At 43.7% G+C, this 20981-nt stretch carries 20 protein-coding genes, 2 rRNA genes and 1 riboswitch; of the genes, 3 read left to right on the top strand and 19 right to left on the bottom strand.

Annotation, left to right across the window (positions count from 1 at the left end; translation table 11 throughout):
- The 5 genes from pcrA to LD028_RS00425 form a co-directional block, all read right to left on the bottom strand.
- Positions 1-1698 (bottom strand): DNA helicase PcrA (gene pcrA / locus LD028_RS00445; protein WP_237810542.1); only part of this gene is annotated, 1698 nt, incomplete at its 3' end.
- 43 nt (positions 1699-1741) lie between these two features.
- Entirely contained in the window at positions 1742-2437 is a 696-nt protein-coding gene (gene pcrB / locus LD028_RS00440; RefSeq protein WP_237810541.1) for a heptaprenylglyceryl phosphate synthase, read from the bottom strand.
- A 62-nt stretch (positions 2438-2499) separates the two neighbouring features.
- The gene (locus LD028_RS00435) at positions 2500-2817 is read right to left on the bottom strand and encodes a YerC/YecD family TrpR-related protein (protein ID WP_006323616.1); all 318 of its coding nucleotides are present in this window, start codon (positions 2815-2817) and stop codon (positions 2500-2502) included.
- Between the two features lie 10 nt (positions 2818-2827).
- Complete coding sequence (locus tag LD028_RS00430; protein ID WP_237810540.1) at positions 2828-3850, bottom strand: DUF3048 domain-containing protein; 1023 nt, start codon at positions 3848-3850, stop codon at positions 2828-2830.
- A gap of 34 nt (positions 3851-3884) precedes the next feature.
- A complete protein-coding gene (locus LD028_RS00425; protein WP_237810539.1) occupies positions 3885-5627 on the bottom strand; it encodes an adenine deaminase C-terminal domain-containing protein in 1743 nt (580 codons plus the stop codon).
- An 85-nt stretch (positions 5628-5712) separates the two neighbouring features.
- Between LD028_RS00425 and LD028_RS00420 the strand changes: the two genes are divergently transcribed.
- The gene (locus LD028_RS00420) at positions 5713-5976 is read left to right on the top strand and encodes a YgaP family membrane protein (protein ID WP_049753973.1); all 264 of its coding nucleotides are present in this window, start codon (positions 5713-5715) and stop codon (positions 5974-5976) included.
- A gap of 15 nt (positions 5977-5991) precedes the next feature.
- Positions 5992-6126: an EYxxD motif small membrane protein gene (locus LD028_RS18090; RefSeq protein ID WP_329401973.1), complete on the top strand. Its 135-nt coding sequence runs from the start codon at positions 5992-5994 to the stop codon at positions 6124-6126.
- Here LD028_RS18090 and purD read toward each other — a convergent pair.
- The 12 genes from purD to purE form a co-directional block, all read right to left on the bottom strand.
- Positions 6089-7369: a phosphoribosylamine--glycine ligase gene (purD, locus tag LD028_RS00415; RefSeq protein WP_237810543.1), complete on the bottom strand. Its 1281-nt coding sequence runs from the start codon at positions 7367-7369 to the stop codon at positions 6089-6091. The genes LD028_RS18090 and purD overlap by 38 nt on opposite strands.
- A 15-nt stretch (positions 7370-7384) precedes the next feature.
- The gene (gene purH / locus LD028_RS00410; RefSeq protein WP_237810538.1) at positions 7385-8920 is read right to left on the bottom strand and encodes a bifunctional phosphoribosylaminoimidazolecarboxamide formyltransferase/IMP cyclohydrolase; all 1536 of its coding nucleotides are present in this window, start codon (positions 8918-8920) and stop codon (positions 7385-7387) included.
- Positions 8898-9500 (bottom strand): phosphoribosylglycinamide formyltransferase, encoded by a 603-nt coding sequence (purN, locus tag LD028_RS00405; RefSeq protein WP_237810537.1) that lies wholly within the window; start codon positions 9498-9500, stop codon positions 8898-8900. The genes purH and purN overlap by 23 nt, the downstream gene beginning before the upstream one ends.
- Positions 9497-10534, bottom strand: coding sequence for a phosphoribosylformylglycinamidine cyclo-ligase (gene purM / locus LD028_RS00400; RefSeq protein ID WP_237810536.1), 1038 nt, complete (start codon positions 10532-10534; stop codon positions 9497-9499). Before purM ends, purN begins: the two co-directional genes overlap by 4 nt.
- On the bottom strand, positions 10497-11924 hold the full coding sequence (gene purF, locus LD028_RS00395) for an amidophosphoribosyltransferase (protein WP_237810535.1): 1428 nt from the start codon (positions 11922-11924) through the stop codon (positions 10497-10499). Before purF ends, purM begins: the two co-directional genes overlap by 38 nt.
- Positions 11900-14122 (bottom strand): phosphoribosylformylglycinamidine synthase subunit PurL, encoded by a 2223-nt coding sequence (gene purL / locus LD028_RS00390; protein WP_237810534.1) that lies wholly within the window; start codon positions 14120-14122, stop codon positions 11900-11902. Before purL ends, purF begins: the two co-directional genes overlap by 25 nt.
- Complete coding sequence (purQ, locus tag LD028_RS00385) at positions 14106-14792, bottom strand: phosphoribosylformylglycinamidine synthase subunit PurQ (RefSeq protein ID WP_237810532.1); 687 nt, start codon at positions 14790-14792, stop codon at positions 14106-14108. Before purQ ends, purL begins: the two co-directional genes overlap by 17 nt.
- A complete protein-coding gene (gene purS / locus LD028_RS00380) occupies positions 14789-15043 on the bottom strand; it encodes a phosphoribosylformylglycinamidine synthase subunit PurS (RefSeq protein WP_006323591.1) in 255 nt (84 codons plus the stop codon). Before purS ends, purQ begins: the two co-directional genes overlap by 4 nt.
- The gene (purC, locus tag LD028_RS00375) at positions 15031-15753 is read right to left on the bottom strand and encodes a phosphoribosylaminoimidazolesuccinocarboxamide synthase (RefSeq protein ID WP_237810531.1); all 723 of its coding nucleotides are present in this window, start codon (positions 15751-15753) and stop codon (positions 15031-15033) included. The genes purS and purC overlap by 13 nt, the downstream gene beginning before the upstream one ends.
- A 68-nt stretch (positions 15754-15821) precedes the next feature.
- Positions 15822-17114, bottom strand: a complete 1293-nt coding sequence (gene purB / locus LD028_RS00370) for an adenylosuccinate lyase (RefSeq protein WP_237810530.1) — start codon at positions 17112-17114, stop codon at positions 15822-15824.
- On the bottom strand, positions 17111-18259 hold the full coding sequence (gene purK, locus LD028_RS00365) for a 5-(carboxyamino)imidazole ribonucleotide synthase (RefSeq protein WP_237810529.1): 1149 nt from the start codon (positions 18257-18259) through the stop codon (positions 17111-17113). The genes purB and purK overlap by 4 nt, the downstream gene beginning before the upstream one ends.
- Positions 18243-18731, bottom strand: coding sequence for a 5-(carboxyamino)imidazole ribonucleotide mutase (purE, locus tag LD028_RS00360; RefSeq protein WP_006323579.1), 489 nt, complete (start codon positions 18729-18731; stop codon positions 18243-18245). The genes purK and purE overlap by 17 nt, the downstream gene beginning before the upstream one ends.
- A gap of 107 nt (positions 18732-18838) precedes the next feature.
- Positions 18839-18940: riboswitch (purine riboswitch) on the bottom strand.
- A 151-nt stretch (positions 18941-19091) separates the two neighbouring features.
- Here purE and LD028_RS00355 point away from each other — a divergent pair.
- Positions 19092-19481 (top strand): Hsp20/alpha crystallin family protein, encoded by a 390-nt coding sequence (locus LD028_RS00355; RefSeq protein WP_006323577.1) that lies wholly within the window; start codon positions 19092-19094, stop codon positions 19479-19481.
- A gap of 128 nt (positions 19482-19609) precedes the next feature.
- On the opposite strand, the gene rrf is transcribed toward LD028_RS00355, so the two are convergent.
- Together rrf and LD028_RS00345 are read right to left on the bottom strand one after the other, a co-directional pair.
- A 5S ribosomal RNA gene (gene rrf, locus LD028_RS00350) occupies positions 19610-19726 on the bottom strand.
- Positions 19727-19819: 93 nt separating this feature from the next.
- A 23S ribosomal RNA gene (locus tag LD028_RS00345) occupies positions 19820-20981 on the bottom strand; the annotation flags it as partial.

Genomic DNA, 20981 nt, shown 5'->3' with positions numbered 1-20981 from the left:
TGAATGGAGCGTCATTAAAACGACCGCATCATTTGTTTGTCCTTCGCTATTATTATCAAGCTGGTCGATATCTGCTACAAGCGCCAAGTCTGTCAAAAAGGCAACGAGCGACTTATCTTCATTTACTTGTTCAAAATGTTGAGTCACTGATAAAAACTCATCGATGTTCTCTAGTCGGCTATGTGCTTCTAACGTTTTTTCTTCGCGAAGCATATCGCGGTAACCTGAACGATCGAGTACATCTTCAACAAGCTCGGTTACAGATAAATAGTGTTGCATTTGGCTCCAATGATGAATTTGTTCGCGAAATTGTACGAGCGGTGCAGCGATGCGAGCGCTAATCCCCATTTCTTCAATGGAACCAAGCGCATCAAACATCGATATCCCTTGACTAGAAGCATATGCTGCAATTTTATCAATTGTCGATGCACCAATACCGCGCTTTGGAACGTTAATAATACGAGTTAAGCTAATGTCATCATTCGGATTCGCAATTAAGCGTAAATACGCTAAAATGTCTTTAATTTCTTTTCGATCATAGAATTTTAAACCGCCAACAATTTTATATGGAATGTTCGCCTTCAATAACATTTCTTCAAGCACGCGTGATTGCGCATTCGTTCGATATAAAACGGCAAAATCTTTATACGTTCGTTTTCCGGCATCAACATATTCTTTAATTTTTCCAACGACAAATTGTGCTTCATCGACTTCCGTCATCGCTTCGTAATACACAAGCGCATGTCCTTCACTATTTTCTGTCCAAAGCTTTTTCGGTTTTCGTTGTGTATTATGCTCAATGACCGCATTGGCTGCTTGTAAAATCCGTTTCGTTGAGCGGTAATTTTGTTCAAGCAAAATCACTTTCGCATTCGGATAGTCTTTTTCAAACGATAAAATATTGCTAATATCAGCACCGCGCCAACGATAAATGGACTGATCAGAATCTCCAACGACACATAAGTTTTGAAATCTCTTAGCAAGCATGTTCACAAGCAAATATTGCGAGCGGTTCGTATCTTGATACTCATCGACATGAATGTATTGAAACTTTCGTTGATAATATTCCAACACTTCCGGAACGCGTTGGAATAATTGGATCGTCGTCATAATTAAATCATCGAAATCAAGCGCATGATTGCGCAACAATCGCTTTTGATATTCTTTATATACTTCTGCTACAAGCTTTTCGTATGGATTTGCTGCTTGATCGGCATATTTTTCTGGCGTCATCAATTCGTTTTTCGCGCTGCTAATTGTACCTAAAAGCGCACGTGGATCATATTTTTTTGGATCAATATTGCGATCTTTCAAAATATGTTTTAACACAGACAATTGATCGGTTGGATCCAAAATGGAAAAGTTCGCATGAATCCCGATTCGATCAATGTCACGTCGCAAAATGCGGACGCACATCGAGTGAAACGTAGAAATCCATATATCTTCTGCCTGCTTTCCAACGATGCGTTCTACGCGTTCTTTCATTTCACGTGCCGCCTTGTTTGTGAATGTAATCGCCAAAATATTCCACGGAGCAACGTCTTTTTCCGCCATTAAATAAGCGATGCGATGCGTTAACACGCGCGTTTTTCCACTTCCTGCTCCCGCCATGATTAGAAGCGGTCCTTCTGTCGTTTTTACCGCTTCTTTTTGCTTTTCATTTAATCCATCCAACAGCATATGTGCCGACATACTCATTTTTTCCACCACCAAAACATATGTTCTCTTTTTTATTCTCCATTTATGTTGATTTTCCTTTTACCGCTTCAACTGTTTGTAATGCCATTTGTAAATTTGTATAAATAGCGTTGCCAACAACAACTGTATCCGCCCACATCGCCATCTCTTTCGCTTGTTCAGGTGTATGAATGCCACCACCATAAAACAAACGGGTGCGTTCTAGCGTCCGTTTCACTTTTTCTACAAGTGTCACATCTCCGTACCGTCCGCTATATTCTATATAAAAAATCGGAAAACGATACATATGTTCTGCCATTCGAGCATATGCAATGACATCTTCTTCTGTTATATTCGTTCGTGCATTCGTCAATGATGCCGCTTTACATTCGTCATTTAAAATACAATACCCTTCAACAAACAGTTCTTCCCAATTAATTAAATCACCAAACTGTTTGATCGCTTCGTGATGTAAATCAATTAACCAAGTAAGATCGCGGCTATTGAGCACCATGGGAATGAAATAATAGTCAAATCCAGGTGTGACTGCCTCGATATTTGATACTTCTAGCGCACAAGGAACGGAAAAACGACGCACACGTGCAAGTAAGTCAATAACGTTTTCAAGCGTTACACCGTCTGTTCCACCGACGATAATCGCATCGGTACCTGATTCACATACTTGTTCTAACTGTTCGTCAGTAATGGCTTTGTTCGGATCTAATTTAAACACATGTCGCCATGTTGTCATCTCATTCATGTTTTTTCACCTCATCTCATTATAACAAAAATCATACCAAAACATCGTAAAAAGAAGCTGACTCACTGTGAGCCAGCCTCTTCCTGTTGTTCGTTATAAATGCGGTCAAGTGCCATCGCATACGCATCATTTCCATAGTTTAAGCAGCGCTTTACGCGTGAAATCGTCGCTGTGCTTGCCCCTGTTTCTGTCTCAATTTTATGATACGTATATCCTTCACGCAACATGCGCGCTACTTCCAAACGTTGCGCAAGCGCTTGTATTTCATTAACCGTACATAAGTCATCGAAAAAACGATAACATTCTTCTAAATCTTTTAATGACAAAATCGCTCGAAATAATTGGTCAAGCTCTCTGCCTCGCAATTTATTAATTTGCATATACGTCCCCCTATTCATATTGTACTTGTTCGAGATTTGGAACGACTTGAATCCATGTTTTCCCTGGAACAAATCCGAGTGGAACACCGCTTTTGTAAGGGAGAAGGCGCCCCTCAACATTTTTCCACTCCACTTCCTGTACTGTCCCTTTCTGGAATAAATATCCTTTTCCGCCTGATGTAAAGTCAATATCTCTCCGACCATAGTCATCAATAATTCGATGTGTCGCCTCAATCACAAACACATTGTCTACCGCAATCGGTGCATTCGTCTCCCGATCTACCGTCAGCTCATCGCCACTCGAACGAACATATTTCGTTCCGTCATATGCATAATGAACGTGAGCATACGATCGTTTAGAGTACACCACATCAATATTCGTTGCTTTTACAGCATTCGTCAAGTCGTTTGTAAAAAAAGGTAGCGGTTTGACTTCTTCTTCGAAAGCATAGCCGTTTTTTTCAGCCCCTTTTTTAATATTTTCAAAAGAAATATATGAATTGTGTGGTGCTTTTCGTGAAAGATCTCGCCAAAATAACGTTCCGTCATAAAATAAGCCATTTACGTAATCTGCAGCACCAGACTTTAATAACGTTTGTGCCTCCGGACTCCAACCGTGACATACATATAGCGCATGAAAGCCGTTGCTTAATTGAATAAAATAATCTCTTGCGCTTCGAACAGGGCCGATAATAGCAGGCTGTTCACTTTGATAAATCGCTAACAGCCTTGTAATATCTCCTTCAGCAAGCACTTCATACACGATGTCTGCCTTATGTAACCCCGACTGTGGTCGAGCGGCAGGATAGTTATTAATCATCACCGCAACCGCACGTTGCATCGCTTTTTCTTTTGCTGGCATGCCTGTTAACGGAAATGTCCACGCTGTTTCTTCTGTTTTTTGTCCATTTTCTTGTTCAACTGTTTTTGGTGGGGACTCGTTTTCTTCTACATTTGATTGTGGACGTTGACATCCGGTGCCGAACATAAACACCGTCATGATGATCAATCCAAAAAGTAATCGCCGCAACATGAACCCAACCTTTCATTTCCTTCCCTTTTATATTTTAACGCATTATTGTCGGAAAGAGTACTGTTTTATGCATGACATCGTAAATTCCTTTCGGTGTAATGCGAATATACGGTAAATGTGTCGATGATAAAAAAAGCAAGGTGTAAATTGGATCCGCAAACGCATAACCGCGCGCTCGCAACAGTTCGCCGAGCGTTTTTTCTTCTTCCATTAACACTTCCATCGGTTTTGCCGACATTAATCCGCCTAAAGGAAGCGGGATTTCATGAATGATTTCTCCGTGTTCGCAAAGGACAATACCGCCTCCGATTTGTTTCATACGTTCAAAAGCAAACAACAAATCACGTTTACTTTTCCCAATTAAAATAATGTCCCCTGTATTAGAATACGAACTAACAAGTGCTTGCACATGTGTCGCAAACCCTTTTAATATAGTGTTTACACGCCATTTTCCGCTGCGATCAATAAGCATTAAAAAGCTTTCATCATGATCCATTGATAGCTCATCAGCAGATGTATCAATCGAAATCGAATATGGCTTAATAATGACCGAGTTTTCCATATACATCCCTAACGGCATCGAAAACTGTAAATCATCCATCTGTAAGTCCCAAGATAGCGAAAGTGGCGAAAGACCGTGTATATCCCAATTAACTGTTGGAAAAGCAGCGACAGGTACACCGTCACGTTTGACCCATTGTCCACTCGCTAAAACAGAAATAGGAGTCGGATTAGAAGCATGTTCAAGAATGTTAATGTGTGCAATGCGTCCTGGCGTAATGCTTCCGTGCAAATGATCGATATTATAATAACGAGCAACGTTCCATGTGGCCATGCTATATGCATCAATATCGATTACTCCTTCTTGTAATGCAATGCGAATCATTTCGTCGATCATTCCATTTTCATAAAACGCAGGTGTTGAGCCATCTGTCGTAAACATGCAATGATCGTAATGATGAATGCCGCATTGTCTCATTTCTTTAAGCAACGTCGGCAAATCAGGGCGAATGGACGAATGACGCAATGATACGGTATATCCTTGCATTAAACGCTTATACACATCGCTTCCGGTCATCGCTTCATGGTCCGCATCAGCACCAAACAATTTCATTTTTGTTAACGTTCGGTCTGAAGCTCCCGGAAAATGACCTTCCACTTTTTTGCCAATCTTTTTCGCTTCCTGTATCCAATGGAGAATGAAATCGTCCCCTTCTAACAGCTTTGGCCATCCAGTCAATTCGCCAACTTGTAATACCGCATCATTTTCCAGCCAACTTTTCATGTTTTTATACGAAAAAAAATGCTCTTCTCCGTTCATTTCTGTCTGTGGATCCAGTCGGCACCACCAATACATCGTCACCGGTTGTTTTTCCATAGCGGACAAAAAAGAAAACGCTTTCTTTTTTGTTAACTGTAAAAAAAGGAATAGATTGTCATTAATAAGTGTTGTTGTACCGTGCTGTGCTGCATATTCCGCTAACGTATGGGGATTATATAACTGAAACGGATGAGCATGTGGCTCCATATAGCCAGCAACAAGCACTTGATTCGAGCAGTCCACTACTTCGCATGAATCGAGTTGCTTCGGTTTATTTGGACCGACATATACAATTCGGTCATCGCAAACCCAAACGTTTCCTTGTACCCATTGACGTATGTATGGATGTAAATACGTTGCGTTCATGAACACTTTTGTTGGCGCTTGCTTTCCGTCAACAACGGCAACGTGTCGGCGAATTTGCTCGTTTTTCCATCGATATCGTTTTTCCATCATGATCGCTTTCCTCCTAAATCGTACCATCGTCTATACACATTTTAACGGATGAAAGCAAATTTCACAAACAAAAAGGAGGATGAATATGAAACAAAACATCGGTATCATCAATGCGATGATTCGCATCACATGCGGATTTACGATGCTAGCTTGGGCAACTGCCAATTTTTCTCGCAAACCGTGGCGTGAATCGTATATTTGGGTCATGATGCTCGCTGCGATGAAAATCGCAGAAGGTATCGTTCGTTTTTGTCCTGTGATGGCTTTGTTTGAACGATATCAATGCCATTGTGACAGCAACAATGAGAAAGAGAAAGCGATTCCGATTGAGCCAGTTAACCCTTCGTAACAATAACCCCCTTGTATGCATACAAGGGGGGAAAGGAGAGAAAGTATGATTGCTGAATATATAACAGATACATTCTTTATTCTTATTCTTTTAATTGGCAGCATCGTTGCCCTTAGTTTTGTATACGTTCGCAAGCGACGTGCGCGATAGCTTTATTGCCAATATCACGTCGATAAAAAAGTTGGGCACAGTCAATGTTCTGAATTTGTTCATACACAAGACGTTGTGCTTCTTTCAACGTGTTCCCACTCGCCACAACAAGGAGCACTCGTCCCCCATCTGTTACCCACTCATCGTCCACACGTTTTGTGCCAGCGTGGAAAATTTGTGCTCTCGTTATACGTTCTAGACCACGAATAACAGCACCTTTTTCATATTGTTCAGGATATCCTTTCGCCGCCAACACAACCCCAATCGTTGCTTCGTCACTCCAATGCAACGTGATCGGTCGATCTTCCAAAAGCGAGACAATGACCTCAACAAGATCATTTTGTAACCGCGGTAAAATCACTTGTGCTTCCGGGTCGCCAAATCGTGCATTAAACTCTATTACTTTCGGTCCTTGTTCGGTTGCAATTAAGCCGGCATACAAAAATCCTGTAAATGCACAACCTTCTTGTTTCAGCGCCTTCGCGATCGGTTTTACAATTGTTTCAACCGCCTCACGCACTATTTGTTCACTAATTTGCGGAACAGGGGAATACGCGCCCATCCCTCCTGTGTTCGGTCCTTGATCGCCATCGAATGCACGTTTATGATCTTGGGCGATAACCATTGGATACACTCGTTCTCCATGCACAAACGTCATCAAGGAAAATTCTTCGCCCTGTAAATATTGCTCAATGACAACTTGGGCACCAGCTTCACCGAACTTTTTGGCGACCATTATATCATGCAACGCATGAAGCGCTTCGTCGATCGTCATTGCTACCGTGACACCTTTTCCCGCTGCAAGTCCATCCGCTTTAATCACAATCGGGGTTCCTTGTTCATGCACATATTGAACAGCTTCATCGTAATTTGTAAACGTCGCATAATTTGCCGTCGGGATGTTGTACTTTTTCATCATGTCCTTTGCAAACGCTTTGCTTCCTTCAATCAACGCGGCTTGCTGTTTTGGACCGAAAATGCGCAATCCTCCATCTTCAAAACGATCGACAATACCCGCTAACAACGGAGCTTCCGGACCAACGATCGTCAAATCGATTGCTTCTTTTTTCGCCCACTGCACAAGTGTTTCAACATCCGTTTCCGCAATCGGAACGCGCGTAGCCATACTATTCATCCCATCGTTTCCTGGCGCCACATATACACGAGTGACAAGCGGGCTTTGGGCTACTTTCCATACAAGTGCATGTTCGCGACCACCGCGCCCGATAATGAGCACTTTCATCATTTGTCGCCTCCTTTAATGTTTAAAATGGCGTACTCCTGTAAATATCATCGCAATACCGTATTCATTTGCTTTTTGAATAGAATCTTCATCGCGAATCGAACCGCCCGGTTGAATAATGGCAGTCACTCCCGCCTGTGCAGCTGCCTCAACGGTATCGCTCATCGGGAAAAACGCATCAGATGCTAGTACAGCACCTTTCGCACGATCGCCGGCTTGTTCTATTGCGATGTTTGCCGCACCTACACGGTTCATTTGTCCAGCGCCGACACCTATCGTCATCCCGTTTTTCGCGAGTACAATCGCATTCGATTTGACATGCTTCACCACACGCCAAGCAAACGTTAAATTCGACCATTCTTCTTCTGTCGGTTTTCTTTCTGTAACAACTCGCAATGTCGCATCATCAATTGTATACGTGTCTTCGTCTTGAACAAGTAGTCCCCCACGTACCGATACGACAAATGGTTCTTTTTTCCTTTCTGCTTCAAAATCGATCGTTAACAGACGAATGTTTTTCTTTCTCGTTAAAATTTCTAGCGCTTGTTCTGTAAATGACGGAGCGATAACAATTTCTAAAAAAATGTCATGTAATTTCGCAGCCGTTTGTTCGTCAACTTCACGATTAAGCGCCACGATGCCACCGAAAATGGACGTTGGGTCGGCTTCGTAAGCTTTTTGAAACGCTTCAGCGATCGTCTTGCCAACGCCGACTCCACACGGATTCATATGTTTCACCGCTACCGCCGCTGGTTCAGCGAATTCCCCTACAATTTGTAAAGCTGCATTGGCATCGTTAATGTTGTTGTAAGACAGTTCTTTTCCATGTAATTGCTTCGCTTTTGTAATAGAAAATGGTGAACTGAGCGGTTTTTCGTAAAATGCAGCCGTTTGATGTGGATTTTCACCATATCGTAACGATTGTTTTTTCACAAACGTCATCGTCATCGTTTCCGGATACGTTTCTCCAACGACGTTTGTCAAATATTGTGCAATCATCGCATCGTACGCTGCAGTATGGCGAAATACTTTTGCAGCTAACGCCCGTCTCGTCTCAAGCAACACTTCATCGTATTGTTTCAGTTGTTCAATGACTAAGTGATAATCAGCTGGATCCACAACCGCTGTCACATAAGCGTGATTTTTCGCTGCTGCCCTAAGCATCGTCGGTCCGCCAATATCGATCTGTTCAATCGCTTCCATCAGCGTTACGTTCGGATTTGCGATCGTTTCTTGAAATGGATATAAATTGACAACAACAAAATCGATCGGCGTAATGGCATGCTCTTGCAACTGTTTTTTATGCGTTTCATCATCTCGAACAGCTAACAGTCCACCGTGAATATTTGGGTGCAATGTTTTTACCCGTCCGTCTAAAATTTCTGGGAAGTTTGTCACATCAGAAATGCTTACGACCGGAATGCCATGCTCCGCCAATACGCGTTTCGTTCCGCCCGTTGAAATAATTTCAACACCTAACTCAACTAGTTGTTTAGCAAACGTAACAATTCCTTTTTTATTTGATACGCTAATGATCGCTCGCTTTTTCATCCTTTGTACTCCCTTTCTCCGTCAACAATTGTTGAATGACTTGCGGATACAACACATGTTCAATTTCATGAATGCGGCGCTCAACGCTTTCTAATAGTTCTCCGTCATCAATATATAGTGCCCGTTGCGCAATAATTGGTCCCGTATCCATTCCTTCATCAACGTAATGCACTGTAACCCCTGTCACTTTCACACCGTAGCGATACGCTTGGCCAATCGCATCTTTTCCTGGAAACGCCGGCAAAAGAGAGGGATGAATGTTTACAATTCTGTTCGGATATGCCTGTAAAAGCGTTGGACCGATAAGCCGCATATAACCAGCAAGAACAACTAAGTCGATTTCTTTTTGTTGTAGTTGTTGTAAAATCTCACGTTCAAATTGTTGTTTCGTTTCATATTGTTTAGGGTTAAAAACAAATATCGGCACGTGTTCACGCATCGCTCGTTCAATCACTTTCGCTTGCGGTCGATCACATACAAGAAGCGCCACTTCGGCTTGAATATCTCCTTTTTTTACGGCATCAACAATCGCTTGAAAATTCGTGCCGCTTCCTGAAGCAAAAATAGCTATCCGCTTCATTCGATTTTTCCTCCAGCAAATGATACACCCGTTCCTTCTTTTACACGACCGATAATGTACGCCTCTTCTCCACACGCTTCAAGCAACTGTACAACGTCTGACACAACACGGCTATCAACCGCTAATACAAACCCGATGCCCATATTAAAAATATTGAACATATCGATTCGCTGTAGCTGTCCGTATTGTTGTAAAAAGTTAAAAATTGATGGAATCGGCCATGAACCGTAATCGATTTCGGCTTGCAATCCATTCGGCAACATACGTGGAATGTTTTCGATAAAACCTCCTCCTGTAATATGCGCCATCCCTTTGATATGGAATTGTTTTAACGCTTCAAGTACTGCTCGAACATAAATGCGTGTAGGGGTCAATAGTTCTTCACCAAGCGTGTGAGCAAATGGTTCATATACGTGATCCAATTGCAAATTCGCATCTTTTATAATTTTTCTAACGAGCGAATATCCGTTGCTATGCAAGCCACTTGAAGCTAAACCGATCAGCACATCACCAGGAACAATCGCATCTCCTGTAACAAGTTTTTCTTTTTCCACTACTCCGACGGCAAACCCAGCTACATCGTATTCATCTTCGGGATACATGCCCGGCATTTCCGCTGTTTCCCCCCCGATGAGGGCACACCCTGCTTCGACACAGCCATCAGAAATTCCTTTTACAATATGTTCGATTTTTTCAGGCACCGCTTTTCCGCAAGCGATGTAATCAAGGAAAAAAAGCGGCTCTGCTCCTTGTACGACAATATCGTTTACGCACATCGCTACGCAATCAATTCCGATCGTATCGTGCCGGTCTAGGGCGAATGCAAGCATTAGTTTCGTCCCTACACCGTCTGTTCCAGATACAAGGACAGGTTGTTTATACCCGAGCGAAGAGAGGTCAAACATTCCTCCAAAACCACCTAAGCTTCCAAGTGCACCGATTCGGGCAGTTTTGGCGACATGTTTTTTCATCCGCTCTACCGCTTCATATCCAGCTTCAATATTCACACCGGCTTGTTTGTACACATGTGCCAACATGCTCTCCTCCAATCTTCGTCGGATATTGTCCTGTAAAACAAGCTAAACATTGCCCACAGTTTGCTGAATCGTTTGGTCTTCCAATCGCTTGCAAAAGCCCTTCTGGACTTAAAAAAGCAAGAGAGTCCGCTTCAATGAGCTGTCGAATGTGTTCGATCGTATGGTTAGCCGCAATAAGCTCTTCTTTCGTTGATGTATCGATGCCATAAAAACATGGATGCGTAATCGGCGGTGAGCTAATGCGTACGTGCACTTCGGTCGCCCCTGCCTCACGAAGCATGCGCACGATACGCTTGCTCGTCGTTCCACGTACGATGGAATCATCAACCATGACAACTCGCTTCCCAGCTACAACTCCACGAACAGGCGATAATTTCATTTTTACACCTTGTTCACGAAGTGCCTGCGATGGCTGAATAAACGTCCGTCCAACATACCGATTTTTAATTAACCCTAACTCATATGGAATGCCTGTTGCCTCCGCATAACCAATGGCTACCGAAATACTCGAATCCGGCACACCTGTAACAACGTCTGCTTCAACAGGTGCTTCAAATGCTAACCGCTTGCCAAGATTTTTCCTCGCTGTATGAATGTTAATGCCGTCCACATTGCTGTCCGGGCGAGCGAAATAAATATATTCCATACTACAAATGGAGCGAGCTACTTTAGGGGCGAAACGCTCGGAACGAATCCCTTGTTTATTAATCATAATGAGCTCTCCTGGCTCCACTTCCCGCTCATATGTCGCACCAATGACATCAAACGCACACGTTTCCGATGCCACAACGTACGCCTCACCTAAGCGCCCAAGCGATAAAGGACGAAAACCATGTGGATCAAGCGCAATATACATTTCCGTTTCCGTTAAAATAAGAAAGGCAAAAGCGCCACGTAAATGTGTTAACGCTTCTTTAATTCGCTCTTTTAAAACCGGCTCATCACTACGCTTAATTAAATGAGCAAGCACTTCGGTATCAGACGTCGTTTGAAAAATGCTCCCTTGTTGTTCTAAACGGAAGCGCAATTCATCGGCATTCACTAAATTTCCGTTATGCGCAAGCGCCAAACTACCGCCTTGGGAACGGAATAAAAGCGGTTGAACATTTGCATATCCGCCCCCACCAGCAGTAGAGTAACGGACGTGGCCGATCGCAGCCATGCCCGTTAATTGCGCTAATTCCCCACGACCAAATACTTCCGTCACTAAACCAAGTCCTTTATGAAACTGGAGCGTTCCATTTCCACCGACAACGATTCCCGCTCCTTCTTGACCACGATGTTGTAAACTATGCAGTCCGTAATATGTCAACGTCGCTGCTTCTTCATGTCCCCAAATGCCAAAAATTCCGCATTCTTCATTTAATCCTTTGATTTCAGCAAGCATGGAATAGCTCCTTTCCATACATTTCGCATCGTTTCTACTGGAACGTGGAGAATGCACGTACCCCCGGCTGTCACATGGAGCGTTCCGTCATTGGTCACTTCCCCGATACGTACCGCTTGAACAAGTTGTTCAAATGTTTGCTGATCCTCTTTTTTCACAGAAACAACAAAGCGGGATTGCGTTTCACTAAACAGTTCAGAAACGACGTCGCCACTGATCGCCACACGTGCACCTAAACCTTTTGCGCTCATTAAACATTCCGCAAGGGCAACAGCTAAGCCCCCTTCTGATACATCGTGTGCTGACGCTACAACCCCAGCTCGAATGGCAGCGAGAAGTTGGCGTTGTCGTTTCGCTTCCACATGTAAATCAATCGTTGGAGCTTTGCCGAAAATACGACCTGTTAGCCATTTTTGTAGCTCGCTCCCACCAAATTCTTGCTTAGCTTCCCCAATGACATAAATCAAGTCGCCAGGTTGTTTAAATGCTTGTGTCGTAATATGACTAATATGTTCAACGATACCAACCATCCCGACAATCGGTGTCGGATAAATGGCTTCACCGTTCGTCTCATTATAAAGCGATACATTTCCGCTAATGACAGGCGTTTCAAGTATACGGCACGCTTCGCTCATTCCCTCTACTGCTTTTTCAAGTTGCCAAAAAATTTCAGGCTTCTCTGGATTACCAAAATTTAAGCAATCGGTGACAGCAAGTGGCTGAGCCCCAGAACAAACAATGTTTCGTGCTGCTTCTGCAATCGCAATTTTCCCACCGACTTCTGGATCTAAGTATACGTAACGAGAATTACAATCCGTTGTCATCGCTAACGCTTTATTTGTGCCACGAATGCGTAAAACAGCTGCGTCAGATCCTGGAGCCACAACCGTGTTTGTCCGCACCATATAGTCGTATTGCTCATATACCCATTCTTTACTTGCAATCGTCGGCTGGCTTAACAACGCAAGCAGCGCTTCTTCATAATTATCCACTTTCGGTACATATTCCGTCGCTTGAAACTGACGATAATACGCCGGTTCTTGCGACGGTTTATGATAAACAGGAGCATCTTTCGCCAGCGCATCAACTGGAATTTCGGCAACTACGTCCCCGCGATGATACAAACGCAACATATGGTCATCTGTGACACGCCCGATCGCTTTTGCCTCTAGTCCATATTTTGAAAATACATCCATGATTTCTTGTTCGCGACCTTTTTTCACAACGAGAAGCATGCGTTCTTGTGATTCAGACAGCATCATTTCATACGGTGTCATTCCTGTTTCACGTTGTGGAACGAGATCTAAGTTTAGTTCAATGCCAGAACCTGCTTTGCTTGCCATTTCCGCCGACGAGCTTGTTAAACCGGCCGCCCCCATATCTTGCATACCAACGAGTGCATCGCAATGAATGACTTCCAAACACGCTTCAAGAAGCAATTTTTCCATAAATGGATCCCCGACTTGCACAGCTGGCCGTTTTTGTTCAGATTGTTCCGTTAATTCTTCCGATGCAAATGTCGCCCCATGAATGCCGTCACGCCCCGTTTTCGCGCCAACATACATAACTGTATTTCCAACGCCTGATGCGATTCCTTTTTGAATATCTTCATGTCGAATCACCCCGACGCACATCGCATTGACAAGCGGGTTTCCTTCGTACGCCGCATCAAATTGCACTTCACCACCAACGGTCGGAATACCGACACAATTTCCATATCCCGCAATCCCTGCGACAACGCGCTCGAATAAATATTTCACACGCGGTGACGTTAATTCGCCAAAGCGGAGCGAGTTTAATAACGCAATTGGTCTTGCCCCCATCGAGAAGACATCGCGAATAATTCCCCCAACACCTGTGGCAGCCCCTTGATACGGCTCAATCGCAGATGGATGGTTATGGCTTTCAATTTTAAATGCTACCGCTAATCCATCTCCAATATCGACAATACCAGCGCCTTCTCCTGGTCCTTGGAGCACATGTTTCCCTTCAGTCGGAAACTTTTTTAATACGGGTTTCGAATTTTTATAGCTACAATGTTCTGACCACATGACAGAAAAAATGCCCGTTTCTGTATAATTAGGCAAACGTCCAAGAATACGCTCAATCATCGCAAACTCTTCATCTGTTAATCCCATGTCACGATACATCTTCTGTTCTTTAATCATTGTTGGACTTGGCTCAAGTAGTAACGACATGTGCGTCCCTCCAATACGTCACAATTGATTGAAACAGTTTTAAACCATCTGCCCCTCCAAGCAACTCATGAACAGCTCGCTCAGGGTGTGGCATCATACCAAGCACGTTTCCCTTTTCATTCACGATGCCCGCAATGTTGAATAAACTGCCGTTTGGATTTTCTCCCTCATACCGAAAAACAATTTGGTTATTAGCGATAAGCTGTTGTAACGTTTGTTCATCACAATAATAGTTTCCTTCTCCGTGCGCAATGGGGATTGTAATCACTTCTCCTTGCTCGTATTGCGATGTAAACATCGTTTCGTTATTTTCGACACGAAGCTTTACCGGACGGCAAATAAACGTTAACGTATTGTTGCGTCGCATCGCACCTGGGAGAAGTCCTGCTTCAAGTAAAATTTGAAATCCGTTACATACACCTAAAATCGGCTTGCCTTCATCGGCTGCTTTTTTGATCGCCTTCATCACGTTAGAAAAGCGTGCAATCGCTCCAGAGCGTAAATAATCCCCATACGAAAAGCCGCCCGGCAAAAGAATGGCATCAAAATCATCTAAGCTATCCACATCATGCCAAACGTATTCAACTTCCTCCCCTAGTTCATCTGAAATGGCATGATACATATCGACATCACAATTGGAGCCCGGAAATACAACGACTGCAAATTTCACTGAACGACAACCTCCTCAATCTCGTAGCGATAATCTTCAATGACGGTATTCGCAAGTAACTTTTCACACATCTCTTTCACAACTGCATCGATGTTACGATCACTTTTTTCGACGAGTAACTCCATAAACTTCCCGATCCGTACATCTTGCACTTCACGATAGTTTAAGCTATGCAATGCTCCTTTTACCGCATTGCCTTGTGGATCTAATACATTTTCACGCAATGTGACATACACTTTTACTTTGTACATGATAATCCTCCTAATCGTTGTAAAAGTTTCGTATATGTTTCTGTTAAGTCGCCTAAATCACGACGAAATACATCTTTATCAAATTTTTCTTTCGTGTGTACATCCCATAATCGACACGTATCTGGGGAAATTTCATCCGCCAACAATACCGCTCCCGTTTCATCTTTTCCAAACTCTAATTTGAAGTCAACGAGCTGTAAGTCACATGAACGAAATAAAGAAGTTAAAATGTCGTTAATGCGTAACGCCATCTGTTTCATGTGCAAAAGCTCATCATGAGTGGCGAGCTGTAACAAAGCGATATGATCTTCCGTTAATAGGGGATCGCCTAAGTCGTCGTTTTTATAGTAAAATTCTACAATCGGTTTTTTCATCACGGTTCCTTCCTCTAAACCGATGCGTTTTGCTAAACTACCGGCGACAATATTGCGGACAACAACTTCGAGGGGGATGATCGTCACTCGTCGCACAAGCTGTTCAGTATCAGATATTTTGCGAATAAAATGATTGCTTACACCTGCCTCATGCAACAAGGAAAATAGTAAACTTGTAATCTCGTTATTTAGTCTTCCTTTGCCAACAATCGTTGCTTTTTTTTCGCCGTTAAATGCTGTTGCCTCATCTTTATACTCGATCCATAATACATGCTTCTCATTCGTTGCATACACTTTTTTCGCCTTTCCTTCGTATAGAAGGTATTGCTTTTCCATATTTTCTCCCCCATTTATACAGAATATTAGGAACTTTTAGTCTGTAGGCAAGGCAAATGCCTTACCTACTATAAGCCAAGTCGGCTAAAAATCGTATCAACATGTTTTAAATGATAGTTATAATCGAAGCAATCTGCGATTTGATCCTTCGTTAAACGACTTGTAATCACTTCGTCTGCTTCAATTAACGAGCGGAACGGCACTTGTTTTTCCCATGCTTCCATCGCCTTTGGTTGTACAAGATCATACGCTTCCTCGCGCGTCATACCTGTGTCAATAAGCGCTAGCAACACGCGCTGAGAATAAATAAGTCCGAGCGTGCGATCCATATTTTTCTTCATGTTTTCAGGGAATACGGTCAAGTTTTTCACGATATTTGTAAAGCGGTTTAGCATGTAGTCTAAAGCAATCGTTGCATCCGGTAAAATAATGCGCTCCGCTGACGAATGCGAAATGTCACGCTCATGCCAAAGTGGTACATTTTCGTACGCCGTTAACATATAACCGCGAATAACGCGAGCCATTCCTGTCATATTTTCTGAACCGATCGGATTGCGTTTATGTGGCATCGCTGATGAACCTTTTTGTCCTCTAGCGAAAAATTCTTCCACTTCACGCGTTTCACTTTTTTGCAATCCTCGAATTTCAACAGCAAATTTTTCAATCGATGTGGCAATTAAAGCGAGCGTCGCCATATAGTGGGCATGACGATCACGCTGTAACGTTTGCGTCGAAATAGGCGCAGGCTGTAAGCCAAGTTTTTCACATACGTACTGCTCAACAAACGGATCGATATTGGCATACGTACCAACAGCACCAGAAATTTTTCCAACGCGTACCGTTTCGGCTGCTTGCTTGAAACGTTCTAAATTTCGCTCCATTTCGGCATACCAAAGCGCCAATTTTAATCCAAATGTCGTTGGCTCAGCATGAACACCGTGTGTCCGCCCCATCATGACCGTATATTTATGTTCAATCGCTTTTTCTTTTAATACAGCAATAAAGTTCTCTAAGTCACGCAATAAAATTTCATTTGCTTGTTTTAATAAGTATGATAATGCTGTATCAACCACATCCGTAGACGTAAGGCCGTAATGTACCCATTTTCGTTCTTCTCCTAGCGTTTCTGATACCGCACGCGTAAAGGCAACAACATCATGGCGTGTCTCTTCTTCGATTTGTTTTATGCGGTCGATGTCAAAAGACGCATGTTGGCGGATTTTTTCCACATCTTCTTTTGGAATGACACCTAACTCCGCCCATGCTTCACATGCTAAAATTTCGACTTCCAACCAAGCACGAAAACGGTTTTCTTCCGTCCAAATGGCGCCCATTTCAGGTCTTGTGTAACGTTCAATCATACGTTCATCCTCCGATCTGTCCAAATGGAAAATTCGTCTATTTTTCGTTGCATCGCATCGACATCGTCAACCAACCATGTGATATGTCCCATTTTCCGCTTCGGCTTTGCTTCTTTTTTGCCATAAAAATGAACGTGTGCCTCACCCAATTGAGCGATGTTGCGAATCACAGCACCCACATGTTCTCCTAACACATTGACCATCATTGCCGGTTTTAACAATTTCGTACTGCCAAGCGGCCAATCGCAAATGGCGCGAATATGTTGTTGAAATTGCGATGTGATACAACCGTTTATTGTATAATGACCTGAGTTGTGCGGTCTAGGGGCAAGTTCATTCACATACAATTGTCCGTTTTTAGTCAAAAACATTTCAATCGCTAACGTCCCTACAAGTTGGAACGCTTCTGCTAACTGTTTCGCATATGTTTCAGCTTGTTCGATAATGCGTTCACTCACCTGAGCCGGCGCAATCGTTTCATGTAAAATGTTGTCGCGATGAATGTTTTCAACGACAGGAAACAACGCCATATCACCAGAAACATTGCGTACAACGATGATGGATAATTCTTTTACAAAAGGAACCCATGCTTCTAACACACACTCACCGTTGGCTAAAAGTGAACGAGCTTTATGCACATCATCTAAACAACGAATGACAACTTGCCCTTTTCCATCATATCCACCACGGCACGTTTTCAATACAGATGGAATGCCTATCTCTCGAATCGCTTCCTCTAGTTCCTCTTCTTTGAATACAAGACGATAAGGCGCAACAGGTAAGCCAGCAGACTGAACGGCTCTCTTTTCTTTCCAACGATGTTGTGTAATCGCAAGAAGCTCGCTTCCTTGAGGCACATATCCTCTCTCTGCTAATCGATTCAATGCATCCGCATCAATATTTTCAAATTCATAGGTGATGACATCACTTACTTCAGCTAGCTGACATAATGCTCGTTCATCGCTATATGAAGCAACAATTTCAATGTCAGCGACTTGAGCACATGGAGAGTGTGGGGTAGGATCGAGTACAGCAACGAAAAACCCCATCTCTTTCGCAGCGATCGCCATCATTCTTCCTAGTTGTCCTCCGCCAATAATGCCAATCGTTTGCCCCGGAACAATCATTTTAGTCAAGCTGATCACTACTTTCCATCACTTGTTTTCGAATCGTTTCACGACGTGCCCGTAATGCCTCCATATATGTTGGTTCATACGTACCGAGTATCGATGCAGCAAGCAATGCCGCATTTATGGCTCCTGCTTTTCCGATCGCTACCGTTGCTACCGGTACTCCACCTGGCATCTGGACAATAGAAAGCAATGAATCAAGACCGTTCAATGTCTTAGACATAATTGGTACACCGATAACCGGTAATGTTGTTTTTGCTGCTACCATTCCCGGTAAATGCGCAGCTCCTCCCGCTCCAGCAATAATGACTTTAATTCCTCGCTCTTCAGCCGATTCAGCATATGTAAACATAAAATCTGGTGTACGATGGGCTGAAACAACTTTTTTCTCAAATGGAATATGCAATTCTTCTAATATATCACACGCATGACGCATCGTTTCCCAGTCCGATTGACTTCCCATAATGACAGCGACAAGTGGCTGCATTTACACTCACCTCTTTTTATCATTCAGAAAAAAATCCAGAACGACGTCCCTCGATCATAAGGGAAAGCATCGTTCTGGACATATTTCGCCCCTAGGGTGAAAAAAGCCAATAAGATCCTTTCCCTCATAGTCCAATAATTTACGGTTATTGGGTAGAGACTTTTGGGCCATATTCCCAAAATTATATGAGGGTTCAATCATGTATTCACTTACTTTCATCTTACCAGTCATTTTTCCATCATGTCAACATAAAATCGAACATTTTTATAAACTTAATATTTAATGTTCGGATTTTACTTAAAGTTCACCCTTTGATCCATTTCATCGTATAGTAAAAGAAAAAGAGAGAGGAGGAAAACAGTGGACTGGACAAAACAATGGGAAGCATTTTTTTCTAATCCTTTTTGGAATGCATCAAATACCTTTTCTTCTCATTCATCTGGCATCAATATGTATCGTCGTGATCATGAGTTGCTTGTTGTCGTTGCCATCCCCGGTTTAGAGAATGTACATGATGCAGAAGTATATATTCATTACAATACATTGGAGATCAAAGCAAATGTTCAATTACATTTTGAAGGATTTGAATTAATTGAGGAAGGAATTACACAAGGACCGTTTGAACGAGTAATACAACTTCCTTTTCCTGTAGGTGAAAAAGTGGAAGCTGTATACGAGAATGGGTTGCTTTTTATTCAGCTTCATCGCCTTATTCCTGATCATATAAAGAGAAAAGTAGAAATTAAATAAAAAATGAGCTAACCAATGCTGGTTAGCTCTTCACTATGGGGGAGAGGATTGTAAAAGCGTTAAACGCAAATACATGGACAAAAAAAGTTAGAGAACAAAGTCGAGATGCCCTCTAACTTACCATGTCCGCCCGGCAACGTCCTACTCTTGCAGGCGGTGTCCCGCCAACTACCATCGGCGCTGGAGAGCTTAACTTCCGTGTTCGGGATGGGAACGGGTGTGACCTCTCCGCCATCGTCACCGAGCAAACATGCTTTTTCGTTTCGCCTCTTTCGGCGTGAAGGATAATTCCTTCAAAACTAGATAACAGAACAGTCACCTTCGCTTTTCTTGTGTGCTTAGTTAAGTCCTCGATCGATTAGTATCCGTCAGCTACACGTGTCGCCACGCTTCCACCTCGGACCTATCTACCTTGTCATCTTCAAGGGATCTTACTCGCTTGACGCGATGGGAAATCTCATCTTGAGGGGGGCTTCACGCTTAGATGCTTTCAGCGCTTATCCCTTCCGCACATAGCTACCCAGCTGTGCCCCTGGCGGGACAACTGGTACACCAGCGGTGCGTCCATCCCGGTCCTCTCGTACTAAGGACAGCTCCTCTCAAATTTCCTACGCCCGCGACGGATAGGGACCGAACTGTCTCACGACGTTCTGAACCCAGCTCGCGTACCGCTTTAATGGGCGAACAGCCCAACCCTTGGGACCGACTACAGCCCCAGGATGCGATGAGCCGACATCGAGGTGCCAAACCTCCCCGTCGATGTGGACTCTTGGGGGAGATAAGCCTGTTATCCCCGGGGTAGCTTTTATCCGTTGAGCGATGGCCCTTCCATTCGGAACCACCGGATCACTAAGCCCGACTTTCGTCCCTGCTCGACTTGTAGGTCTCGCAGTCAAGCTCCCTTCTGCCTTTACACTCTTCGAATGATTTCCAACCATTCTGAGGGAACCTTTGGGCGCCTCCGTTACGCTTTGGGAGGCGACCGCCCCAGTCAAACTGCCCACCTGACACTGTCTCCCACCCCGATCAGGGGTGCGGGTTAGAATCTCAGTACGACAAGGGTGGTATCCCAACGGCGACTCCACCTAGACTGGCGTCCAGGCTTCTCAGTCTCCCACCTATGCTGTACATGTCGCACCAACATTCAATATCAGGCTGCAGTAAAGCTCCACGGGGTCTTTCCGTCCTGTCGCGGGTAACCTGCATCTTCACAGGTACTATGATTTCACCGGGTCTCTCGTTGAGACAGTGCCCAAGTCGTTACACCTTTCGTGCGGGTCGGAACTTACCCGACAAGGAATTTCGCTACCTTAGGACCGTTATAGTTACGGCCGCCGTTTACTGGGGCTTCGGTTCGCACCTTCGCTTGCGCTAAGCGCTCCCCTTAACCTTCCAGCACCGGGCAGGTGTCAGCCCCTATACTTCGCCTTACGGCTTCGCAGAGACCTGTGTTTTTGATAAACAGTCGCTTGGGCCTTTTCACTGCGGCTCCCCTGGGCT

It is taken from the genome of Anoxybacillus sp. LAT27, from assembly GCF_022030075.1.
Taxonomy (GTDB): domain Bacteria; phylum Bacillota; class Bacilli; order Bacillales; family Anoxybacillaceae; genus Anoxybacillus; species Anoxybacillus kestanbolensis.
This window is presented reverse-complemented; position numbering and strand designations above follow the sequence as displayed.